Genomic DNA, 21,233 nt, shown 5'->3' with positions numbered 1-21,233 from the left:
ATCATCATCCGGTGTACAGCGTTCACGCCATTGGTTTAACGTTTTATCGCTGTCGTATGATTACGATAAAACGTTAAATCATCACTGTCAACAGCAGCGTGTCAATACCGGATGTCCAATGTCAGGTATGGTATGTGATTCGCCATCAGTCGCGGTGCAGTGGGCCGACCGAATCCCTGGCGATGAAGATGGTGGGAATAGCAACCATGTGCCGATCCCCGCCGACATCGGCCTCTGGTGGCGAAGCAGACTTCCCGCCACCATCATCGGCATCCTCACGGGCCCCGATCAGCTCCAGCACTTCCCGCACACCTCGACGACCCATCTCCTGGGCCTGTTGGGATATGACCGACACCTGCGGGGTCATCAGCCGAAAGACCTCAATGTCATCGAAGGAAACCACCGAGATGTCCGCACCTATGACGAGCCGACGCCTCTGCATCAGACCGATCATGGTGATGGCATCCGGCGAGTAGCCAAAGATGACAGCCGTGACATGGTGAGCCATCAGCACATCCAGACCCGCCACACGCGAGTCATACTCCCCCTGGCAATCTACGACCGGGCAATCACAGTCCGGCATCATGTCGGCAGTCAGCTCGCGGAAGGCGCTCTCCCGCTCATAGAGGGTGGTCGAAGCCAATGAGGAATGCGAGACGAAGCCGACCCGGCGATGGCCTTTCCGGAAAAGAGCCTGCAGTGCCTGACGTATACCCTGGCTAGGGTCCGAAACGATGTAGGGGACCGAAGTCAGACCGGGCACCCGCCGATCCACAAAGACCAGGGGCAGCCCCCACCTGACTACATCTTCTATGCCATGGGTGGGCACCCCTTTGGGCACGACGATGGCCCCATCGATCCGCTGGCCCATGATGTTGCGCAAAAAGGAATCCTGTCGAGCCGAATCCTCGCCGAAAGAACCAATCAGCGTCGAAATTCCACGGGCATAGAGCTCCTCCTCCATGGAGGCAACCATGTCGGCGAAATAGGCGTTGCGCAAGTCCGGCACCAACAGCCCCACGGTCTTGACCGGATCAGAGCGCATGGCTCGGGCCCGTGAATCAGGCACGTAGCCCATGGACCTGACCATGCTCAGCACAAAGTCTCTGGTCTTGCGCGAAAAGCGGCCTTTGCCGTGCAGGATCTGCGAGACCGTGGTAGGTGATACCCCGGCCCGCTCAGCCACATCGCGAATGGTCACATACGTCAACGCCAGCCCCCTTATGCCTGCGCCAGAGAGCAGGCTCCCTACTCTTCTGCCTTCATCAAGATACCTCACGACCACCGCCGTGTAGGTGAAGGGCGGCAGACAAACAAGGCAGGGAACTCAGCAATCGTTTAATCGGCAGACCCCAAAGTGTCCCGCTTCAACAAGGTCTCATCCTAGGCCGGGAGTGCCAGAATTCCCCCTGATGCTATTTGGTATACATTTAGCATACATTTTGGATTCTTCGAATATTGCCAGGGTATGAAGAAGCCCAGCAACCATTGCGACTGCTGGGCTTTGACTCTGTGCCCCCACGGGGGCTCGAACCCCGGACACGCTGATTAAGAGTCAGCTGCTCTAGCCAACTGAGCTATAGGGGCAGGGCACTTTCAAGAGCCAAGTAGATACTATACACGGTTTCGGCAGGCCCGCAACACGGCGCGTCACAGACCTGTCGAATCCATGCATAGGTTGCTCAGACGATCTTGGGCATGGGCGTGGTCAGGGAAGTGGTCAGGTTCACCTGCAGGAGGCCGGCGCCCGTATGGGCCTCGACCTTCTTCAGAGTGACCGTGCGCTTGTCCTGGTCGGCCCGGTCGTCGTCGGTCATGGTAGCCGGCGATTTGACCGCCACCACCACCAGATCGTCGAGGGAGATGCCTGCCTTGTTGCACAGGTCGGAGGCCGCTTGGAGGCTGTCCTGGAAGCCCTCACGCTCAACGACCCGATCAGCCGGCACACCGTAGGCGCTCTGGGCGATCCAGCGAATCCGATCCGGCACGGACATATCATGCAGGCTGGCTGTATCCGCCTGGGCGTTCACGGGCTCCTGCAGGGCCTTGATCAGATCGTCCAGCTGAGGCTCGAGGGCCTTGCCCCCGTCACGGAAGAGGTTGCCCGCGATGGGCCTGCGGAAGCCCAGGCCGTCGGCGGTCTGTCGCAGGGAATCCACCTGGTCGTCCTCACCCTCCCAGAGGTTGATCAGCGGGAAGGTGGGGATGCCCAGTCCCTCCAGACGGTGCACATGGAAGGGGTAGCGCCAACTCAGCTTGGGATCGTCCCGCCAGGTGGTGGCACGGGTGACGACCACGGCTGCGGCCGGCCACTGGGCCCCATACTCGCGTGCGGCGATGTCCAGCCACTTCTGGGCGCCGGCATCGGCTCCGTAGCCTGCCTCGACGACGACCACATCGTGCCTGGCGCAGGCCATCTCCACGGACACCAGGCTGGGGATACCGATGGAAACGTTGGCGAATGGCCCGCCATGCACATAGACCGGAGAGCCCTCCAAGGTCTGAGTGAAGGCTGGCTTGACCGCGTCTGTCAGAATGCCGGTGATACGCCAAAGGTCCACAAATTCACCGAAGGTGACCGGACGGCCATCCAAGGTCCCTGCGATCATGGCGGCCACACGCCGTTCGATCTCCTCCATGCTCCGGGAGAGCACCACAATCTGCATGAGCTCACAGGTGGGAGTGAGCACGGTCCGCTCAGGCAGGTCGCCCTTGCCTCGGTCCACGGTGATCTGCCGCAAGGACCGTGAGGGCACCTCGCTGACGCGGGGCACCAGGACGGTGTCCAACCGACCTTCGTCCACAGCCTTCTCCGCAAAGGAGACCAAGAGGTTCTGGGCGGATTCGATGGCCGCCATCTCCCCGCACAGCCCCCAGTCCACCAGCTCAGGATGAGTCAGGGAGGACTTGCCGCCACCGGAGGCGCCACCCTTGGACCCGGCAGCGGTAATGCCCATGCTGGGCTGACGCAGGACAGCTGCGGCGTCCACCCCCCGGGCGCGCAGGGCGTCGATCAGAGCAATGGTGGTGGTGGTCTTGCCCTCGCCACGCGATGCCTTGAGCGGGGTGTCTGCGGTAACCAGCAGCACCCGGCCATGCTTGCGCGGCATATCCGGATGATCCTGCAGATCCTTCAGGTAGCCGAAGGCGTCGATCTTGTCAAACAGGCCGTACGGCCTGACGTAATCGTCGAAGCCCGTCATGAGGCTCTCCTCCTTTATGATCCTTGTCGATCGGATGGCTCAGTTGTCGGACAGGTGGTAGCCGTTGCGCATGCCCATGCTGACCGTATAGAGCACCTGGCTCAGCAGGTCGTCGGTCTCCTTGCGCAGACGGTCGGCCATGTCCTGATTGGCAGCCTCCAGCACCTGGCGGACCTCGGGGTTATCCGTGCCCTTGTCGGCGCCCTCCAGCCTGGCCACCTGTTCATCCGCAGCGGCAATCAGACGATGGCCCTCGCCTCCAACGCTCTGCTGGTAGCGTTCGACTGCAGCTGAAGTGCCGGCGAAAGCCGAATCGCACAGTGCAGCAATCAACCGATCGGACCAGTAGAGGCTGTCGGTGGAGACACGATCCGTAGCGTTAGCGAGATAATCAGGCGTCCGTTCCACATTGGCATAGAAGGGAACCAAGGCATTGAAAGCGTTGGACCCGTAGGACATCCACTGGATGGCCCGGCAGGATTCAGGCCGGTAGGGGCGCAGCTGGATCAGGGCCAGCTGGTCGTTGCGGTTGATGCCGATAGGCCGGTAGAGCCCCTTGGTGTGCTCGTCGCCGGTCCGCCCATAAGGATCGTAGGGAGTGCCCTGATAGTGGGAGCTGAGCAGATACTTGACATCCTCCACGGTAATCAGCCGCTCGGGCTGGCGGCACCAGGGGATGTTGTCGCTGGTGGGAGCATGATCGGCGTCCGGCCCATCCCAGATCTCGTCATAGGGATTGAGGAAACGCTGCATGTACCAGGCGCGAGGCGTGTTGTATACATGGTCTGAATCACTATGGGAACCAAAGGCATCGCGGGGATTGAAGGGCGAAGCTGACTCCACAGCCAGGTTCAGGTGGTTGTCGGCAATGAACTCCCGCAGGTCGGCCGAGCAGAGGTGGTCGGTTTGATCCCCGAAAGCGTCGTCCAGATCGAACTCGTCGATGCCCAGCTGGTTGGGCATGGTCACATAGGAGTCATCGGGCACCCGCTTGGCTATCCAATGGTGGCCGCCCACGGTCTCCATCCACCAAATCTCATCCACGTCGCTGAAGGCGATGCCGTTCATCTCATAGGTGCCGTAGCGCTCCAGCAGGGAGCCCAACCGCTGGACACCCTCCCGTGCCGAGTGGATATAAGGCAGGACGATGGTGACCAGATCCTCCTCGCCGATGCCTCCGGGCACCTCGGCCAGGTAGCCCTCATCGCCGGGACGGCCCTGTGCAGGGGTGAGCTCAACCAGCGGATCGGCACCCAGAACGCGCTCGTTGGTAGTGATGGTCTCGGTGGCCGACATGGCCACATTGTCGCTGTTGACGCCCGCCTCGGCCCAGAGCCCCTGATCGAGCACGGCGTTGGGCACCGAGGTGTAACGCATGGGATCCTTGGGCAGATCAATCTCCAGGTGGCTGATCACGCTGCGGTAGTGTCGGGGCTGCTGGTCGGGAGTGACCAGGACGAAACGCTTGGGACGGAACTCCCCGTTGGCTGAATCCTCATTCCGAGCGATGATGGTGGACCCGTCGTAACTGGCGTGCTTGCCTATCAGAAGCGTGGTGCAGGGCATGTAAACGTCTTCCTTTTATCTGGTCGCGGTCAACTGTCATCACCCAGTCCGGAAGTCGAGGATGCCTTTGCACCCGACTGCGTGGGCAGGCAGGGATGACGGCCGTCTGCGCACTTGGGGCATGGCCTCACTCTAGTGCCAGACCGCCCCAACCAGGTCAGGCATCAGCTGGCAGCCAGGCCCGAGCCGCTGCGGCCACCGGCTGGGCGGAATGGATGGCATGGGCCAGGGCATTGAGCCAGAACCCCTCCTCCAAGTCGGGCAAAGCTTCTTGTGTGGCCCAGACCGACAGCACATAGTCATGAACCCGGTCTGGAGGGGTGGGACCGTTGTAACGCATGAGCACGGCGGGGTCGTCGGCGATATCCTTCTCCATGACCAGGGGCGAGGCCGCCGAGGTGCGCCCTTGGGGCACGCCGGGAATCAGATTAGACAGATTTCTGGAGAAGTCCTCGGGAATCGCCAGAACAGAGCTTCCGGTCCCCTCAGGCTGCAAGGCGAGCAAAGCCTCGATGGGCAGGTTGGCCAGGGACCAGTGAATCCAGGGGAAGCCGCACACGGGCACGGAGTCAGGATCCACCAGCATCCAGTGCAGGTAGTAGGCCTCCCGGGGCACATCCTCGAGTCGGAAGGGGAAGGAGACTACAGGACGTCCCTTTCGGGTAAGGGACTGAGGGGCGCGCTTGGCGTACCGATCGGGAATAGTGCCGAAATCAGTGATAATCCTCATGGTTCGATTCTCGCCCGCCCAGCCGACGAGGTCAAGTTCATACTCAGACCAGCAGAGTGCAGAAGAGGGCCTCAAAGACCAGGAGCGGCGAACCGTTGGCAGCCAGCCTCCTGCGAGCCCGGGCGATCAGCTGAATACGGTCGATGGCCCCCTGCCTGGAGAGTCTGACGGACAGATCGGCAATTGCCGCCCGATTCTCCAAATTGACCAGGCCCGCCTTCTCTTCGGCTCCGTTCTGCAGGATGCCCACATCCCGGTAGACACTGGCCAGGGTGCTCAGGTTGCGGTCCAGCACATCCCGGGTCAGTCTGGTGACCCTACGGCGAACCTGATCCTTGCCACCCAAGGCATGATAGGCCCCACGCAGCTGACGGGGAATACGTTCCTTGTCCCTAAGGCCGTTGATCTGCCGAAACTCCCGCTCGTCCCTGGCCACCTCATCGTCCACGGTGGCAGTGGCCTGATCCCGGGCCGCATCCACCACCCGGCCAGCCAGGATCACGGCATCCGAAGCGCGTCTAAGGCCCAGCAGGCCCACTACCAGCTCATCACGGTCGGCCAAGACCTGATCCCTGGTGGCGTAGAGGCGGGCGATGCCGATGTGCCCCTGGGCCAGACGGGCGGCCTTGGCGGCCAGGGGCCGGTCCACCCCCACCTGGTCAGTCAGGAAATCGGCCACTGCGGTGTTGGACGGCACCGCCAGGTTGAGCACTCTGGTCCGTGAGCGGATGGTGGGCAGCACGTCCTGGGCGCTGGGTGCGCACAGAAGCCAGATTGTATGCTCGGCAGGCTCCTCGATCTCCTTGAGCAGCACATTGGTGGTCCGCTCCAGCATCCGGTCCACGTCTTCGATGATGATGACCCGCCAAGGCGAGGTTGAAGGCATCTGCTCCGAGGTCATGATCAGCTCCCTGACCTCGTTGATGCCGATGGTGACCTTGTTGGTGGACAGTATGGTCACATCCGGATGGGTTCCGGCCAGAACCTGCTGAGTGACGCGGGTGGGCTGGTCGCTCAATCCCTGATCCGGGCTGATCAGGGCTGCCGCGAAAGCCCGGGCCAGATTGGAACGCCCTGATCCAGGAGGGCCGCAGATCAGCCAGGACTGCGCCACCTCGTCATGACCCTGCGCCTGAGCGGCCACCGTCCGCTTGAGTAGCTCGACCGTGGGCTGCTGGCCCACAATGGCATCCCAGACGCTCATCGGGTCTTCCGCAGGAGTCGGGACCGGAGCAGCCGCCGAGCGCGGGAACCTACAGGAACCGAATCGTCGTCAGCATCCCCACCGACTGTCGCTGCCTCCATGTCCTGGTCGTCCTGGTCGGCATCAGCCTCCGGTGCCTGATCGGGCGTATCCATAGCCTCGGTCCAATCCGACTCGGCATCCTGCTCATCGTCCTCATAGCCTGCCGTCGATTCATCCTCGTCGGCATCGTCATGGGCGTCAGCCTCGTCATTGTCATCATCGACCTGAGGCAAATCCAGCTCACGCCCTTCGACCAACTTGTCCAAATCGTCCTGGATGATCTGCCAGACCTGGTCGATGGATTGGGTGGCATCGATAACCAGGAACCGGTCGGGCTCATTCTGAGCCAACTGCAGGAATGCCTGACGCACATGCTGCTGAAAGTCGTCGCCAGCCGACTCCAGCCGATCGGGTTCATGATCCAGACGCGACTCGGACTGAGACGGATCCGCGTCCAGCAGGTAGGTGCGCTTGGGCATAAGGCCCTGACTGGCCCACAGGCTCAGCCGACGAATCACATCCGCCGACAGATCACGGCCTCCGGCCTGATAGGCCACTGAGGAGTCCAGGTAGCGGTCACAAAGCACAATGTCTCCTCGCTCCAGAGCCGGGCGCACCACCTGGGCCACATGCTCGGCCCGATCCGCCGCATAGAGCAGGGCCTCGGTCCTGGGGGCCAAATCGTCGGAAGAGTCAACCACGTCGGTACCCCCGGTCACGGCGACCGAGGGAAAGGCGGCCAAACCGTGAAGGACGAGTTCCCGGATGGTCAATCCGACAGGGGTGCCCCCTGGCTCGCGGGTAACCAGGGATCGCAGGCCACGCTCCTGCAGATAGTTGTGTGCTTGTTGGACCTGGGTGGTTTTGCCTGCACCATCCACGCCCTCGAAGGAAATGAACAAACCATCGCTCATGCCTGATGCTCCGTAGTCTTGGAAGTCTTGGTGGTTTTGGTCTTCTTTGTGGCTTTGCGGGCGCGAGTGGCCGACTTGCCAGCTGCAGATTTGCTGGATGCCGATTTGCGGGCCGTGGACTTTCGTGCAGTCGACTTGCGGGTGGTCCGGCCGCGCCGCTTGGCTGGTCCGGCCGCGCGCTTCTCTGCCAGCAGGCGGAAGGCCACCTCCGGCTCGATGGACTGGGCCGTGTACTGCTTGGGCAGGGTCCTGTTGGTCTGCCCGTCGGTGATGTAGACACCGTAGAACCCGTCCTTGATGGTGACGGGTTTGCCGCTGTCAGGGTCCGTACCCAGCTCACGAAGAGGGGGCTTGGCCGCGCTCCGGGAACGCCGTCCGTACTTGGGCTGATCGAAAAGGGCCTTGGCCCCGGTCTGGTCGATAGTGAAGATCTGTCCCTCGTCGGTCAGCGAACGCGTTTCGGTGCCACCGTCGGCCTTGGTGGCCGTCAGATAGGGGCCATAACGGCCGTTGCTGGCTGTGACGGTCGCCTGGCTGGTTTCTCCCGTCTTGGCATCGGTCAGTTCGATGCTGCCCACCGTCCTGGGCAGGCTGAGCAGCTTCAGGGCATCCTCCAGGGTGACCGTATCCGGATCCATGGTCTTGAAAAGCGATGCCATTTTGGGCTTAGGACCAGTCTGCTTGGCTGTCCGCGCAGTCTTGCCGGTCGGCTTTTTCTGCTCGGCCGCTTCCCCCTCGGGGCTGATCAGGGCCACATAGGGCCCGAATCTGCCCTTGCGCACCTCGACCCGACCACCGGTCTGCGGATCCTTGCCCAGCTGACGGGGACCGCCGGCGTTGGCTGCAATCAGTTCATGGCCCGCCGCCACGGTCAGCTCGTCCGGAGCCATGGTGGGCGGCAGTGAGGCCCGCTTGGGGTTGCCGTCGGCATCCAGGTCGGCCGTATCCTCAAGATAGGGGCCATAGCGGCCGACCCTCACCTGCAGGCCATCACCAATCTCGATGGTGTTGATCTTGCGGGCGTCGATGTCCCCCAACTGGGCCACCTGCTCCTGCAGACCCTGATGGGCCTGGTCAGCGTTCTGAGCGGCACCCGGACCCGAGCCGAAGTAGAACCGAGTCAGCCAGTCCTTGCCTCGCTCCTTGCCGTGGGCGATCATATCCAGGCCGTTCTCCATCTGTGCCGTGAATTGGTAGTCCACGTACTTGGGAAAATTGGTCTCCAACAATCCGACTACCGAAAAGGCCAACCAGGACGGGATCAGGGCACGGCCACGCTCGTAGACGTATCCGCGGTCGATGATGGTCGAAATGATGCTGGCGTAGGTGGAAGGCCTACCGATCTCCTTGGCCTCCAGGGTCTTGACCAGAGAGGCCTCGGTGTAACGGGCCGGCGGCTGGGTTTCATGCCCCTCAGGTTCTACCGAGGCAGCACGAAGTACGTCCCCCTGCTGGACCGGAGGCAGGGATGAATCCTCATCAGCCTGCTCAGGGCCTGCGCCCATGGCCTTGAGGAAGCCAGGGAACTTGATGACGGTGCCTGAAGCCTGGAAGAGGGCCGTACCCTCCTTGCCAGCCTGCGCCGATAGGCGGATGGTGGCTGTGGACCCGGTGGCGTCGGCCATCTGCGAAGCCAGGGTGCGCCGCCAGATCAGGGTATAGAGCTTGAGCTGGTCAGGGGCCAGGCGGTCGGCCAGCTCCTGGGGCCTGTGGAAGGTGGAACCGGCGGGCCGGATGCACTCGTGGGCCTCCTGGGCGCCGGCGGTCTTGGTCACATACTGCTTGGACTCAGCCGAAAGGTATTCAGCACCATACTCACGCTCGACCCCCTTGCGGGCAGCGGCAATGGCCTCCTGGGAGAGGGTGACCGAATCCGTACGCATGTAGGTGATGAACCCGTTCTCATAGAGCCCTTGGGCTGCGCGCATGGTGGCCCGGGAACTCATGCCCAGCCGATTGCCAGCCGTCTGCTGCAGGGTAGACGTGGTGAATGGGGGCTGGGGACGCCGCCGATAGGGCTTGGTCTCCATACCCGTCACCGTGAAGTCCTGATCCTTCAAAGCCTCTGCCAGGCTCCGGGCATGCTGTTCATCCAGCTGCAGGACCTGCTCCTTGGCAGCAGCCTGCGTCAGCTGACCCTTGGATGTGAAGTCCTTGGAGACCGCCAGCCGCTGCTCCCCCAGACTGATCATCCGCGCCTGAAAACCGTTCGACGACGCCGATTCCCCGGCATCCTCCTGCATCAGACGCGCTAGCAAATCCCAGTAGGAGGCCTTGACGAAGGTCATGCGCTCACGTTCGCGCTCCACAATCAGCCGGGTCGCCACAGACTGGACACGCCCGGCACTCAGCCCCGGACCCACCTTGCGCCAGAGCACCGGCGAAAGCTCGTAGCCATAGAGCCGATCCAGCACCCTGCGGGTCTCCTGGGCATCAACCATGTGGGCATCCACGTCCCTGGTGTGCTTGAGCGAATTCTTGATGGCCTCCGGGGTGATCTCATGAAAGACCATGCGCTTTACCGGCACCTTGGGTTTGAGGGTCTGGACCAGGTGCCAGGCGATGGCCTCCCCCTCGCGATCCTCATCAGTGGCCAGATAGAGCTCGTCGGCGTTCTTCAGCGCCTTCTTGAGCTCGGACACCGTGTGCTTCTTCTTGTCGTCCACGATGTAGTAGGGCTTGAAGCCATCATTCACGTCTACGCCGAACTTGCCGTAAGCCTTCTTTTGGGAGGCCGGGATCTGCGATGGCTGGGCCAGGTCGCGGATATGGCCCACTGAAGCCATGACCGTGTAGCCCTTGCCCAGGTACCCGCCGATCTTCTTTGCCTTGGTTGGCGACTCAACAATGACGAGCTTATTGCCGGATGCCATGGCCTCTCCTTATATTGTGTTCTTTCGCACGCCATCTTACTCACGAGGTTCCGTCACCATGCAAATCAAGGGGCTATGTGCGCGGGTGTGGATCCCCGAGTTTGATGGTGGATGAATCAGAGGCGCTCAGTACGCCCAGAGATCGACCTCAGTCATTTTGAGGCGGAGCCGGAGGCCGACCGACAAGGCCCATCCTGGTCAGAGGCGAGGCCGTGATCTGCCTCATTGCCAGAACCAGTCCCAGGGTCAGCGACAGAACAGAGGCCATCATTATGACGGCCGAGCAGTGAACCCCATAGGCCGTCCACCGGGCGCCGATCTCCAGACCAGGACTGACCTGCCAGATGACATAGCAGGCGTAGAGAATCCCCAGGAACCCCGCAACCAACATCAGTGTGGAGACAATCTGGATCGAAGCCGAGGACATTCTGGTCCCAGGAACATCCATCCCGGTGCCTCGAGTGGCGGCCAGGGCAATAAGACAGAGACCAACCGGAATAAGAGTGCCCATGATCACGTCTGAGGGGCGGTGCCAGCCGCCCTGCACCAGCGAGCAGCCCACGGACAGATCAAAGGCGAATCCCATCAAGGCGACCGGGGCCCTCCAAACGCGCGGCACCACACAGAGCAGGGCCAGGACCACCGCCAGAGCCAGGATGGTGTGCCCGGATGGAGCCGAATTGGCTGCGGAGGCCTGAGCATGGATCAGCACAGGACGAGGCAGGAAGCGTTTGAGAACACGCGCCGCCCCGTAGACCACCAGAGCATAAATCGCAACCTGGCCGAGCAGCCACCACCGGCGGCGAGCCAGAACAACCGACAGGGCTGTAAGACCCAGCACCACGCAGATCGCCACAGTCACATAAGGAATGGTAAACAGCCCCAGATAAGACTTGACCAGGGGCGCCTGGTCAAGAAAACCCCGGAAGTTGGCCAGGGCCATGTCGTCGTAGGTCTGCCCGGGAACAGTCCAGACGGCCGCCCACCAGACCAAAGCCGCCAGACCCAGGCAGACCAGGCCGGAGACCAGGCACAGGACCAGGGCTGAAATCCGTGGGCGAGAAGTCAGGGGATCCCGGTCAACATGACTGCCATCCTCTTCGGTCTGCTCATTCGGGCTCCGGTACCAAGTCTGTTGTGCTTCGCCCTGCTCGCGCTTGTTGGTCATACCTCTAGACTCTATCCAACCCCTGGGTCGACAGCCGACACCCCGTCCGACTAACGCGTTCAATTCACCATCTTTACGATTTTTCAGCGGGCAAAATGGCAATATACAAGGAAACCAACCCTGCCAATCAACCGTCTCCCTGATTCCGCTGTCTAAGAGAAATCATCAACTCGTCCCAATTTGTGTATAATGTTAACAAAAAGATGTTAGCATGGCAGTTATTCGCCAGCATTGGAGCCGGGGGCAGTCAGCGCGGTGTTGGCGTATTCCAGCAGACTCTAAGGAGCGTCATGTATCTCAACGTGGAGCGAGAACTTACCAAGTGCGAACGCGTAATTCGTCAACGCGTCAGCCCTTATGTGGACACGGCCCTGTCAACATGCCAGGTCCGCAGCCACGAAAATCCCGGAGAACCTGTACCGCCGGCGCTCTTTCTGGAGGACGCACGCAGCGGAAGAGCGGAATTCCAACCATTTAGGCTCGGAACCACCTGGGGAACCACCTGGGGAACCACCTGGTTTGAGCTGAAGGGAAAGATACCCGTCGACATGCTTAACCCTGTGCCCGACCGGCCCATTGAATTGAACATCGATTTGGGCTGGCATCCCGATTTCGTAGGCGGGCACATAGAAGGGATGGTCTTTCGACCTGACGGGACGGTCATCAAGGCCGTCCATCCGCTGAACACCTGGGTACCTCTGATAGGCCCAGCCGGAGTCGATTCAGCCATTGCTGCCGATGGCTCCTTCACCCTCTACCTGGAAGCAGCCTGCAACCCTGTCATTTTGGGAGTACCGTCGTTCGCCAGGACTGAACTCGGCGCTGGGCCTACAGGCAGGCCCGACCAGCCCTATACCTTCCGAAAAGCGGATGTCTGCCTGCATGACCGACAGCTGGATGCCTACAGGGCCGACTTGGATGCAGTCAGCCAACTCATCGGCATCCAGGATAAGGACTCTCTTTGGTACTGGACGCTGGCCAAATCCCTCCAGGCATCCATGAACCTCTATGACGACCAGAACAGAGCCCGGACCGTAGGCCCAGCCCGTCAAGCCCTGGCCAAGGTGCTGTCGACCCCTGCCGAAAAAGTTGGGCTCAGGCACACAGCCATAGGCCACGCCCATATAGACTCCGCCTGGCTCTGGCCCGTCAGGGAAACCCGCCGCAAGGTGGCAAGAACCGTCTCAAATGTCTTGGCTTTGATGGACGAGGATCCGGAATTCACCTACGCCATGAGCTCCGCCCAGCAATATGCCTGGCTTGAGGAAGGCTACCCGGATCTGTTCGCCAGGGTCAAGGCACGAGTAGCCGAGGGCAGGTTCATTCCCGTGGGAGGCATGTGGGTTGAATCCGACGGTATGCTGCCCAGCGGTGAATCCCTAATCCGACAAATATCCTACGGACAACGGTACTTCCGGGACAGGTTCGGACTTAGCCCCAAGGGAATCTGGCTGCCTGACAGCTTCGGCTACACCGGCGCTTTCCCACAAATCGCCCGGCGCAGCGGCTACCAGTGGTTCCTTACGCAGAAGATTGCCTGGTCAGACACCACCCGCTTCCCCCATCACTCCTTCCTCTGGCAAGGAATCGATGGGTCGCAGATTCTCACCCATTTCCCGCCCTCCGACACCTATGGGGCCCAGGTTAGCGCCAAGGAACTGCAGTACTCAGAGCACAATTTCAAGGACAAGGACCTTTCGGACCAGGCCATGATTCTGTACGGCTACGGCGATGGCGGCGGGGGTCCTACAAGGCAGATGCTGGGCCGGGTCCACAGATTCGCTGATCTGCAAGGGGTGCCGCCGGTGACCATCGGCACTCCGGATGAGTTCTTCGAGTCCCTTGGCCGGAAAATGCCGGCAACCGCCGGAGCGGAGATGCCGGTCTGGAAGGGCGAGCTCTATCTGGAACTCCACCGGGCAACATTGACCTCTCAACAGGACATGAAGCGGGGATGCCGCCAGGAGGAGTCCCTTCTGCGCATGGCCGAGTATCTATGCGCCATGGCGGCGCTGGACGGAGGGTCATACGTCTATCCCCGCCAGGACCTCGACCAGATCTGGAAGACCCTCCTGCTCAACCAGTTCCATGACATTCTGCCCGGATCAGCCATCGCCTGGGTGCATCGCCAGGCCCGGGAGGCATACAAGCGAGACCTAGCCAAGCTTGAAAGCCTGATCCGATCCGCCTGCGACGCTCTGACGGCAAACCATCCCGACCTTCCGATCCTGCCTCAGGCGCAATTGCTTCCCTTTGCGCAGACAGGCGGCTCCTGGACTCCACAGTCTCCAATCCGTCAAGGTCGGGCAGTCAACCTCACCCAGACCGAAGAAGGCTGCTTGCTAGACAATGGGTTCCTGCGGGTTCGGCTGAATGCCGCCGGGGCAGTCACCTCCTGCGTGGATACAGCCCGAAACCTAGAAATGGTCGCCGAGGGCGAGACCATGGGCGTCTATGAGCTCTTCATCGATCAACCCTCCATGTGGGATGCCTGGGATATCGAGCGCGATGCGCTCCTGACCGGGAAAACCGTGACCGACTCCAGGATCGTCCAAGCGAAAGTCAATCAGAACGGTTCGGCCGAAGTCACTGTAGAGGCCGGATACGGAACCAGCAGCTTCCGCACCATGATCAGCCTGTCTCCCGGGTCAAACTCCCTGGACTTCTCAGCTCGGATCGACTGGCGTGAGAAGGAGCGCTTCCTGAAGGTTCGCATGCCAGTCTCGATCATCGCAGACCAGGGCCAGTTCGAATGCCAGTACGGGTATGTGAATCGGCCTGTGACCAAGAACACGCCTGGAGACGAGGCCAAGTTCGAAAGCTGCACACATCGATTCGTCCGAATCGCGGATTCGCGTCAATCCGTGTCAGTGGTCAACGCCAGCACCTACGGGGCCGATGCCTACCCGCTTCGGAATGATTCGAACGAACCATCCGGCACCATGGTCAGGCTGTCTCTTCTGGAATCGCCGATTTTCCCCGACCCGGACACGGATACAGGCATTCACGACTTCCACTGGACCGTCTCGGCCGGCAACAACCTGGCCGACACCCTGGACGAGGCCAATCGGGTCAACGCGCCGATTCTGAACGACGTGCCCGAAATCGAGCCGCCTGTGACCCTGGACTCTCTAGAAGGAACCGTAGTCATCGATTGGATCAAACTGGCTGACGACGGGAGTGGAGACCTGATCCTGCGCCTCTACGAGGCGGCCGGATCCACCGCCAAGGTCCGTTTGAAACCCTCCTCGGCCTTCGCCGGGGCCGTCGTGCGTGAAACGGACACTCTTGAGGGCGATAACCTGCCCGCTGACGAGCATAAAGCCCTCACCTGCACTAACGGTTCAGCAATCAGTTCAGCCGAGCTCGTCTTCTCCCCCTTCCAGCTCGCCACCCTGCGAGTGACCCGCTGACCAAGTACCTCATCACCTCATATACCGATAGTTAGGAAAGGAAACGCAATCATGAATACGACCAGAATCACGAAACTCATAGCAGCCTGCGGGGCTCTTGCCATGATGACAGGACTAGCATCCTGCGGATCGTCAGACAAGAGCGCCGACAAGGAAAACAGCACAATCAGCTTCCAGACCAAAAACCTTGAAAGCGTCTACAAAGACTATTTCAACGGGCTCATTGCCAAGTTCGAAAAGCAAAACCCCGGCATCAAGGTCAAGTGGATCGATCAGCCCGGCGACGGATACGCCAACAAACTCTCGACCGATGCCGCTGCTAACCAGCTGCCTGATGTAATGGACATGATGCCAAAGGATGCATACATCCTGGCCAAGTCCGGAGCCATCGACAATGTCTCCAAAGCCAATCCAGGCATCGAAAAGGAGTACACCAAGGGGACCTGGAAGAGCGTGACCTTCAAGGGCTTCGGCGACGACGGAGCCTATGCATACCCCTGGTACCTGACACTTGGTCCGACTTTCTACAACAAGAAGATCCTGACCGAATGCGGCATGGACACAGCCAAGCTGCCGGACTCCTGGGAATCCTACTTCGAGGCCTCCCATCAGATGGCCACGACCTGCAAGGGCAAGTACCAGTGGTCCGCAGCTCTGCCCACCATCGGCACCTTCGGCGAGTACGGCGGTGAAATCATGAACAAGGACCAGACCAAGTTCACCTTCAACTCGCCCAAGGGCGTGGAGCTGGTTCAGCACTACGTCGATATGTATAAGGACGGCATGATGAGCAAGGAGGCCGTCGCCGCGTCGGGATCGCAAACCACTGACCTGTTCAAGCAAGGATCTGTAGCCACCCGCAGCGGTTTCATGTACGACCTGAAGGACTTCAAGCAGAATGCACCCGAAATCTATAAGAATCTTGCCGTGGCTCCAGCCATCACACGCGGGCATCAAAGCCTCAATGCGGAGATTCTGGCTGTGAGTTCACAGTCCAAGCACAAGGACGCCGCCCACAAGTTCGCTGCCTTCGTGACCAACAACACCAACCAGGTGGACTTCGCCAAGAGCTCCCAGACCTTCCCCTCCACAGCCAAGGGCGTGGATGACCCCTACTTCCGGAAGGATGATGGGAGCCTCGAGTCCAAGACCTTGGTCATGCTGGCTGCCAATATCAAGAACGGCGAGGTCATGGATCCTCCACAGTTCATCCAGTCCGACCTGGATGAACTGGGCGAGCAGCTTCAGCAGGCCGTCATCGGGCAGATCTCTGCCAAGCAGGCCCTGGACACCGCCGTCAAGGACGCCAACGACAGGCTGGCCCAATGAGCCTGGCCGCCAACCAGAAAGCGGGGGCCCGTGTGACCCCCGCCCATGATGCTGATCAGCATCAGCCACAGAAGGGCAAGGGCTCAAGGTCCATTTCGACCATGAAGCCTTGGTCCCCCTGGCTCTTCCTGATCATTCCCATCATCTTTACCCTGGTTTTTACGATTTATCCGTTCCTGAACACGATCCGGCTCTCTTTCACGAATTCGACGCTCCTGCGTACAGGGAAATTCGTGGGACTTAGCCAGTACTCGGCCGTTCTGGCCGACACCAAGGTTCACACGGCCCTGCTGAACTCAACGATCTACGCCCTATGCATGGCTCCCTGCATGGTAATACTGCCTCTTATCCTGGCTGTACTGGTCAATAAGAAGACTAAGATCATGAGCTTCTTCAGGACGGCCTTCTACGTGCCCGCAGTAGCCGGATCGGTCATATCAGGACTGATCTGGACCAATATGATGAGCGCCAAGGGCCTGGTCAACGCAATCTTCATGGGCCTGAAGTGGATCAAAGAACCCATTCCCTTCCTCCAGGATCGTTGGCTGCTCCTCTTCAGCGCCATGCTGGTCACCATCTGGGGAGGTCTGGGATACTACATGGTCATCTATCTGGCGGCTCTGGCCAACATAGACGACAGCCTTTACGAAGCTGCCTCCATCGACGGAGCCGGTCCGGTTCGCCAGTTCATTTCGGTGACCATGCCCGGCTGCAGGATGACCATGGTGCTCATCCTGCTCCTTTCATCCATCGCAGCCTTCCGAGTCTTCAATGAGGTCTACATGCTTACCGGGGGCACCGGAGGAATGGGCGGGAAGGACGTCACCATGTCCATGCTGATCATGCGCGAGGGCACGGGTCTGACCGCCAGAACCGGCTATGCCAGCGCCCTGAGCATCATCATGTTCTTCATCCTGGGCATCATCACCTCAATCGAGTTCTATGTGCAGAGGAAGGCGGACAACTGATGCGCGCGAACAGAATCACCCCGGGGACCGTCATCCGGTACTTGGCATGCACCGTCTTGTTCATCCTTCTGGTGGGTCCCATCATCTGGCAGGTCTCATTGGCCTTCAAAGGACGCGGAGACAACATCTACGCCATCCCGCCCTATTTCATCCCCAAGGACTTCACCTGGGACAACTTCATCAGGGTCTTTCATCAGATCCCGATTCTGCATTATGCCCTCAACTCGCTGATCGTCACCATCATCAACGTCGTAGGCAATCTGGTGACGGCCACACTTGCGGGATATGCCCTGGGCAGGCTCAAGTTCCCCGGCAAGAAGCTGGTGGCCGGATTCATCTTCGGATGCATGCTGATCCCCGGCGAAACCGTTCTGGTCTCGCAGTTCCTGACCATTCGGGGACTACACCTGAACAACTCCCTGCTGGGAGTCGTCCTGCCCGGACTGTGCGGAGCCATGAACATCCTGCTAATGATGACGGCATTTGCTTCGATCCCTCACGAACTGGAAGAGGCGGCCGAGGTGGACGGCGCCAATGTCTGGCAGAGGTTCATCCACATCTGCCTGCCCCAAGTCAGAGGCACGGCGATGGTAGTCGCCATCTTCTCCTTCGTGGGAGCATGGAACGACTTCATGTGGCCTTTGGTGGTCATCGGAGACGAGTCCAAGTACACCCTGACCATCGGACTGAACAAGCTCAAGGGCGCCTTCGTCACCGACCCGCGGTTGATTGCAGCCGGAGCCGTCATTGCCCTAATCCCAATCATCATCTTCTTCGTGGCCTTCCAACGCTACTTCTTCGACGGCGTGGAGACCGGCGGAGTCAAGGAGTAAGCAGGGATGAGATTCGGCGTCAACTACACACCCTCACACGGATGGTTCCATACCTGGCTGAACCCTGACTGGCAGGCAATCGGCCGGGACCTGGACCAGATTGCCTCTCTGGGGGCAGACCACATCAGGGTCTTCCCCCTCTGGCCAATCCTTCAACCCAACCGAACCATGATCAATCGTCAAGGGTTGGACGACCTGCATCAAATGGTCGACATGGCCGGGCAACGTGGTCTTGACTCCTTCGTGGACGTGATCCAGGGGCACCTGTCAAGCTTCGACTTCCTGCCTTCTTGGGTAACCACATGGCATGCCAGGAACATATTCACTGACGAACCGACCGTCCAGGCCGAGGCCGACCTGATCTTCCAGGTCTATAGGAGCCTTGAAGACCTGGACGGGTTCCGGGGGCTGACAGTGGGCAACGAGTGCAATCAGTTTCTTGGAACAGCGCACCCACTGGGCATGACGGCGACCAGCGAGCAGGTCGAAGCCTGGATTGACGCCTTGATCAGCCCTTTGGCTGCCCGTGCTGAGCAGGACCATCGCATTCTGGTCCATAGCGAAGACGATGCAGTCTGGTACCTGCCCGGCCACGCCTTCACCCCGGTTCAGCAGGGGCATATCGGCAGCCTGTCTACGGTCCATGCCTGGGTATTCAACGGCGTCGCCAGCAAATACGGGCCCGTCAGCCCGGAGTGTCTGAACCACGGCCGCTACCTGATTGAACTGGCCAAAGCCTACGAGGATCAAGCCCATCGGCAAGTTTGGGCCCAGGAGATCGGTGCCCCGCTCAACGTCATGACCGCCGCCCAAGCACCAACCTTCATGCAGGAATCCGTCAGAAGGATGGCGCAGGCCGAGGATCTGTTCGGCATCACCTGGTGGTGTTCCCATGACGTGAACCGTAGCCTGGCCGACTTCCCGGATCTGGAGTATGACCTGGGGCTGATTGATCAGGAAGGACAGGTCAAGGAGCTCGGACGACTCTTCGCCAGTCTGGCCGAGGAGATCCACAACCTCCCGAATGACCGGCAGGACGGTGGCAACGCAAATCGGGATCGCGTCGCAATCGTCCTCCCCTCGGACCCAGAGGGAATGTCGCAAATCCGCAGTGCTTGCGCACCTGGCGGGCGTATTTTCGAAGCCTGGATGAATGACGCAGACTCGGGCGAATCCCCCCTATTCACTAACCAGGATCGCGCGAACGATGCTGCCTACCTGGCAGAACGCGGGATTGCCAGGCTGGTCACAGCCGAATCGCTCTAGCAGCGGTCTGCGCCGAGGCTACTGTTCGACACGGATGCCGAAATAGCCCATGGCAAGTTCGCAGAACATCATATTGGCCCAGCTGAACCAAGGGCGGGTGTACTTGCTCGGATCGTTGACGTCGAATCCCTCATGCATCAGATGAGTGCCGGCATCGGTTTGAACCAGGATGTCTAATATTCTGCCCTGTTCGTCACGGTCCTTGGTTGTCAGTCCCTCCATGGCCAGCGCTATAGGCCAGACATAGTCGGCTGGAGTGTGGGAGGATCCGATTCCCTTGGCCCAGGATCCTTCGTAGTAGTATGGATTCTCCGGGCTGAGCAAGGTACGACGCGTCTCCAGATAAATCGGATCGTCAAAGGTACAGAACCCTATATAAGGAGCCGAAATCAGGTTGGGAACATTGGCGTCGTCCATGACACCGACCCCGCCCAGTCCATCCACCTCATAGGCATAGATGGCTTTCCCTGCCGCATTCCTGGTGATCCCATGCTGTTCTATGCCCAGGCGGATGGCGCGGCCGAGCCTGTCTGCACGGTCTGCCAACCCTGCATCATCCAAGGGGCCAGTAAAGATTCGCTTCAGGAGGTCCATGGCCACTGAAGCGAACATGTTGGAGGGAACAAGATAGTTGTAGGTGCAGGCATCATCGCTGGGGCGGAAACCCGACCAGGTCATCCCTGTCGGAGCCACCGGATGGCCACGACCCTCTTCGGACGAAGTATCCTGGGCAAGATCGGTCTTCCTCATGAAGAAATAAGGCGAGCGGGCATGATCCTGTTCCAGCTCGAAGACATCCAGAATTCGGCGGACCCCCTTGATGAAGTTGGCGTCAAATTGGTCCGTCCGTCCCGTATTGCGATAGAGCAGCCAGGCCAACTGAACCGGATAGCAGAGGGAATCCACCTCATACTTGCGCTCCCAAAGCCAGGGGCTGGCAAAGTCCGACCGGTCATCGGGATCCCAGGCAGCCCCTGAAGGGGTCTCATTGAAGGCGTTGGCATACGGATCTATGCAGATGTAGGCGAATTGCCTTCTGACCAGGCCCGATATCATGGCAGCCATATCGTCATCGTCGCGTGCGATGACCAGATAGGGACGTACCTGCGCCGTGGAATCTCGCAGCCACATGGCCGGTATGTCTCCAGTGAGCAGGAAAGTAGTGCCGTCATCCTCCCTCCTGACCGTGGTTGAAAGCGTGTTGGCGAAAGCCTCCTGGAAAACCCTGGCCCAAGCCGGATGCCGGTCCCCGCATAAATCGGTCATCCGCTCGATGAATGACGACACTGAAACGGGAATCTTCTGATCGGTCATAGTCGCGCCCTTGCCTCTTGCGTGGCAGTGGATGCCGCCGATGCCAACCACGCATCAGGACAACCCCTAGCCAAAAGCCAAACATGGAAAACTCCCACGCACCCGCCAGAGGCCACTTACCCTTGCTGCATTCCTGCCCTGGGGGGATTGGGTGACATAACGCCACGTGAGAGCAAGTCACTATGATAGCAGACGGGCTCCATTTGTCCACTGGAAAGCGCCGACCCATCCATGTCAGGTGCGTATTCGGTCGATATTGCCGCCCGCAGCTTCCCTGACCAGACCTGTTCGCTAACATGTAGGCAACAGGATCGCCGTACTCCAGCGGTCGATCACGGATCATGCCGGACGATGGCAATAGATAGTAAATAGCCCGGCATCACAGCGACAAGGGATGGATGGCTGAAGAC

13 protein-coding genes, 1 tRNA gene, 1 other RNA gene and 1 pseudogene are annotated in these 21,233 nt (G+C 60.2%); 5 read left to right on the top strand and 11 right to left on the bottom strand.

Annotated elements, in window-relative coordinates; all coding sequences use genetic code 11:
* Positions 1-145: 145 nt before the first annotated feature.
* The 9 genes and pseudogenes from H3U89_RS04370 to H3U89_RS04330 all read right to left on the bottom strand — a co-directional run bounded on the left by H3U89_RS04370 (position 146) and on the right by H3U89_RS04330 (position 11,700).
* Complete coding sequence (locus H3U89_RS04370) at positions 146-1,201, bottom strand: LacI family DNA-binding transcriptional regulator (protein ID WP_332460526.1); 1,056 nt, start codon at positions 1,199-1,201, stop codon at positions 146-148.
* A 312-nt stretch (positions 1,202-1,513) separates the two neighbouring features.
* Positions 1,514-1,587, bottom strand: a tRNA-Lys gene (locus H3U89_RS04365).
* A 95-nt stretch (positions 1,588-1,682) separates the two neighbouring features.
* A complete protein-coding gene (locus H3U89_RS04360) occupies positions 1,683-3,203 on the bottom strand; it encodes a formate--tetrahydrofolate ligase (RefSeq protein ID WP_198178361.1) in 1,521 nt (506 codons plus the stop codon).
* Positions 3,204-3,242: 39 nt separating this feature from the next.
* Positions 3,243-4,769, bottom strand: coding sequence for a C69 family dipeptidase (locus tag H3U89_RS04355; RefSeq protein ID WP_198178362.1), 1,527 nt, complete (start codon positions 4,767-4,769; stop codon positions 3,243-3,245).
* A 157-nt stretch (positions 4,770-4,926) separates the two neighbouring features.
* A complete protein-coding gene (locus tag H3U89_RS04350) occupies positions 4,927-5,499 on the bottom strand; it encodes a YbhB/YbcL family Raf kinase inhibitor-like protein (protein WP_198178363.1) in 573 nt (190 codons plus the stop codon).
* Positions 5,500-5,542: 43 nt separating this feature from the next.
* Positions 5,543-6,703, bottom strand: coding sequence for a DNA polymerase III subunit delta' (locus H3U89_RS04345; protein WP_198178364.1), 1,161 nt, complete (start codon positions 6,701-6,703; stop codon positions 5,543-5,545).
* Between the two features lie 302 nt (positions 6,704-7,005).
* A pseudogene (gene tmk / locus H3U89_RS04340) lies at positions 7,006-7,659 on the bottom strand (dTMP kinase); the annotation flags it as partial.
* Positions 7,656-10,532 (bottom strand): type I DNA topoisomerase, encoded by a 2,877-nt coding sequence (topA, locus tag H3U89_RS04335; protein ID WP_198178366.1) that lies wholly within the window; start codon positions 10,530-10,532, stop codon positions 7,656-7,658. The gene topA and the pseudogene tmk, both read right to left, overlap by 4 nt.
* A 148-nt stretch (positions 10,533-10,680) precedes the next feature.
* Positions 10,681-11,700, bottom strand: a complete 1,020-nt coding sequence (locus H3U89_RS04330; protein WP_198178367.1) for a phosphatase PAP2 family protein — start codon at positions 11,698-11,700, stop codon at positions 10,681-10,683.
* Positions 11,701-11,990: 290 nt separating this feature from the next.
* On the opposite strand from H3U89_RS04330, the gene H3U89_RS04325 reads away from it, so the two are divergent.
* From H3U89_RS04325 to H3U89_RS04305, 5 genes are read left to right on the top strand one after another with little or no spacing between them, the layout of a single operon-like run.
* Positions 11,991-15,113 carry an alpha-mannosidase gene (locus H3U89_RS04325; protein WP_198178368.1) on the top strand — a complete coding sequence of 1,041 codons (3,123 nt, stop codon included), beginning with the start codon at positions 11,991-11,993 and terminating at the stop codon, positions 15,111-15,113.
* A gap of 51 nt (positions 15,114-15,164) precedes the next feature.
* A complete protein-coding gene (locus tag H3U89_RS04320) occupies positions 15,165-16,442 on the top strand; it encodes an ABC transporter substrate-binding protein (protein ID WP_198178369.1) in 1,278 nt (425 codons plus the stop codon).
* The gene (locus H3U89_RS04315) at positions 16,439-17,410 is read left to right on the top strand and encodes a carbohydrate ABC transporter permease (RefSeq protein WP_154312898.1); all 972 of its coding nucleotides are present in this window, start codon (positions 16,439-16,441) and stop codon (positions 17,408-17,410) included. The genes H3U89_RS04320 and H3U89_RS04315 overlap by 4 nt, the downstream gene beginning before the upstream one ends.
* On the top strand, positions 17,410-18,243 hold the full coding sequence (locus tag H3U89_RS04310) for a carbohydrate ABC transporter permease (RefSeq protein ID WP_154312899.1): 834 nt from the start codon (positions 17,410-17,412) through the stop codon (positions 18,241-18,243). The genes H3U89_RS04315 and H3U89_RS04310 overlap by 1 nt, the downstream gene beginning before the upstream one ends.
* 6 nt (positions 18,244-18,249) lie before the next feature.
* A complete protein-coding gene (locus tag H3U89_RS04305) occupies positions 18,250-19,509 on the top strand; it encodes a glycoside hydrolase 5 family protein (RefSeq protein ID WP_198178370.1) in 1,260 nt (419 codons plus the stop codon).
* A gap of 18 nt (positions 19,510-19,527) precedes the next feature.
* Here the strand turns inward: H3U89_RS04305 and H3U89_RS04300 are convergent, their stop codons facing one another.
* Complete coding sequence (locus H3U89_RS04300; RefSeq protein WP_198178371.1) at positions 19,528-20,823, bottom strand: glycoside hydrolase family 125 protein; 1,296 nt, start codon at positions 20,821-20,823, stop codon at positions 19,528-19,530.
* Positions 20,824-20,908: 85 nt separating this feature from the next.
* Positions 20,909-20,999, bottom strand: an RNA gene (gene ffs / locus H3U89_RS04295) — signal recognition particle sRNA small type.
* Between the last annotated feature and the right edge of the window lie 234 nt (positions 21,000-21,233).

Source organism: Bifidobacterium sp. W8104, assembly GCF_016100735.1.
Classification (GTDB): Bacteria; Actinomycetota; Actinomycetes; order Actinomycetales; family Bifidobacteriaceae; genus Bombiscardovia; species Bombiscardovia choladohabitans.
This window is presented reverse-complemented; position numbering and strand designations above follow the sequence as displayed.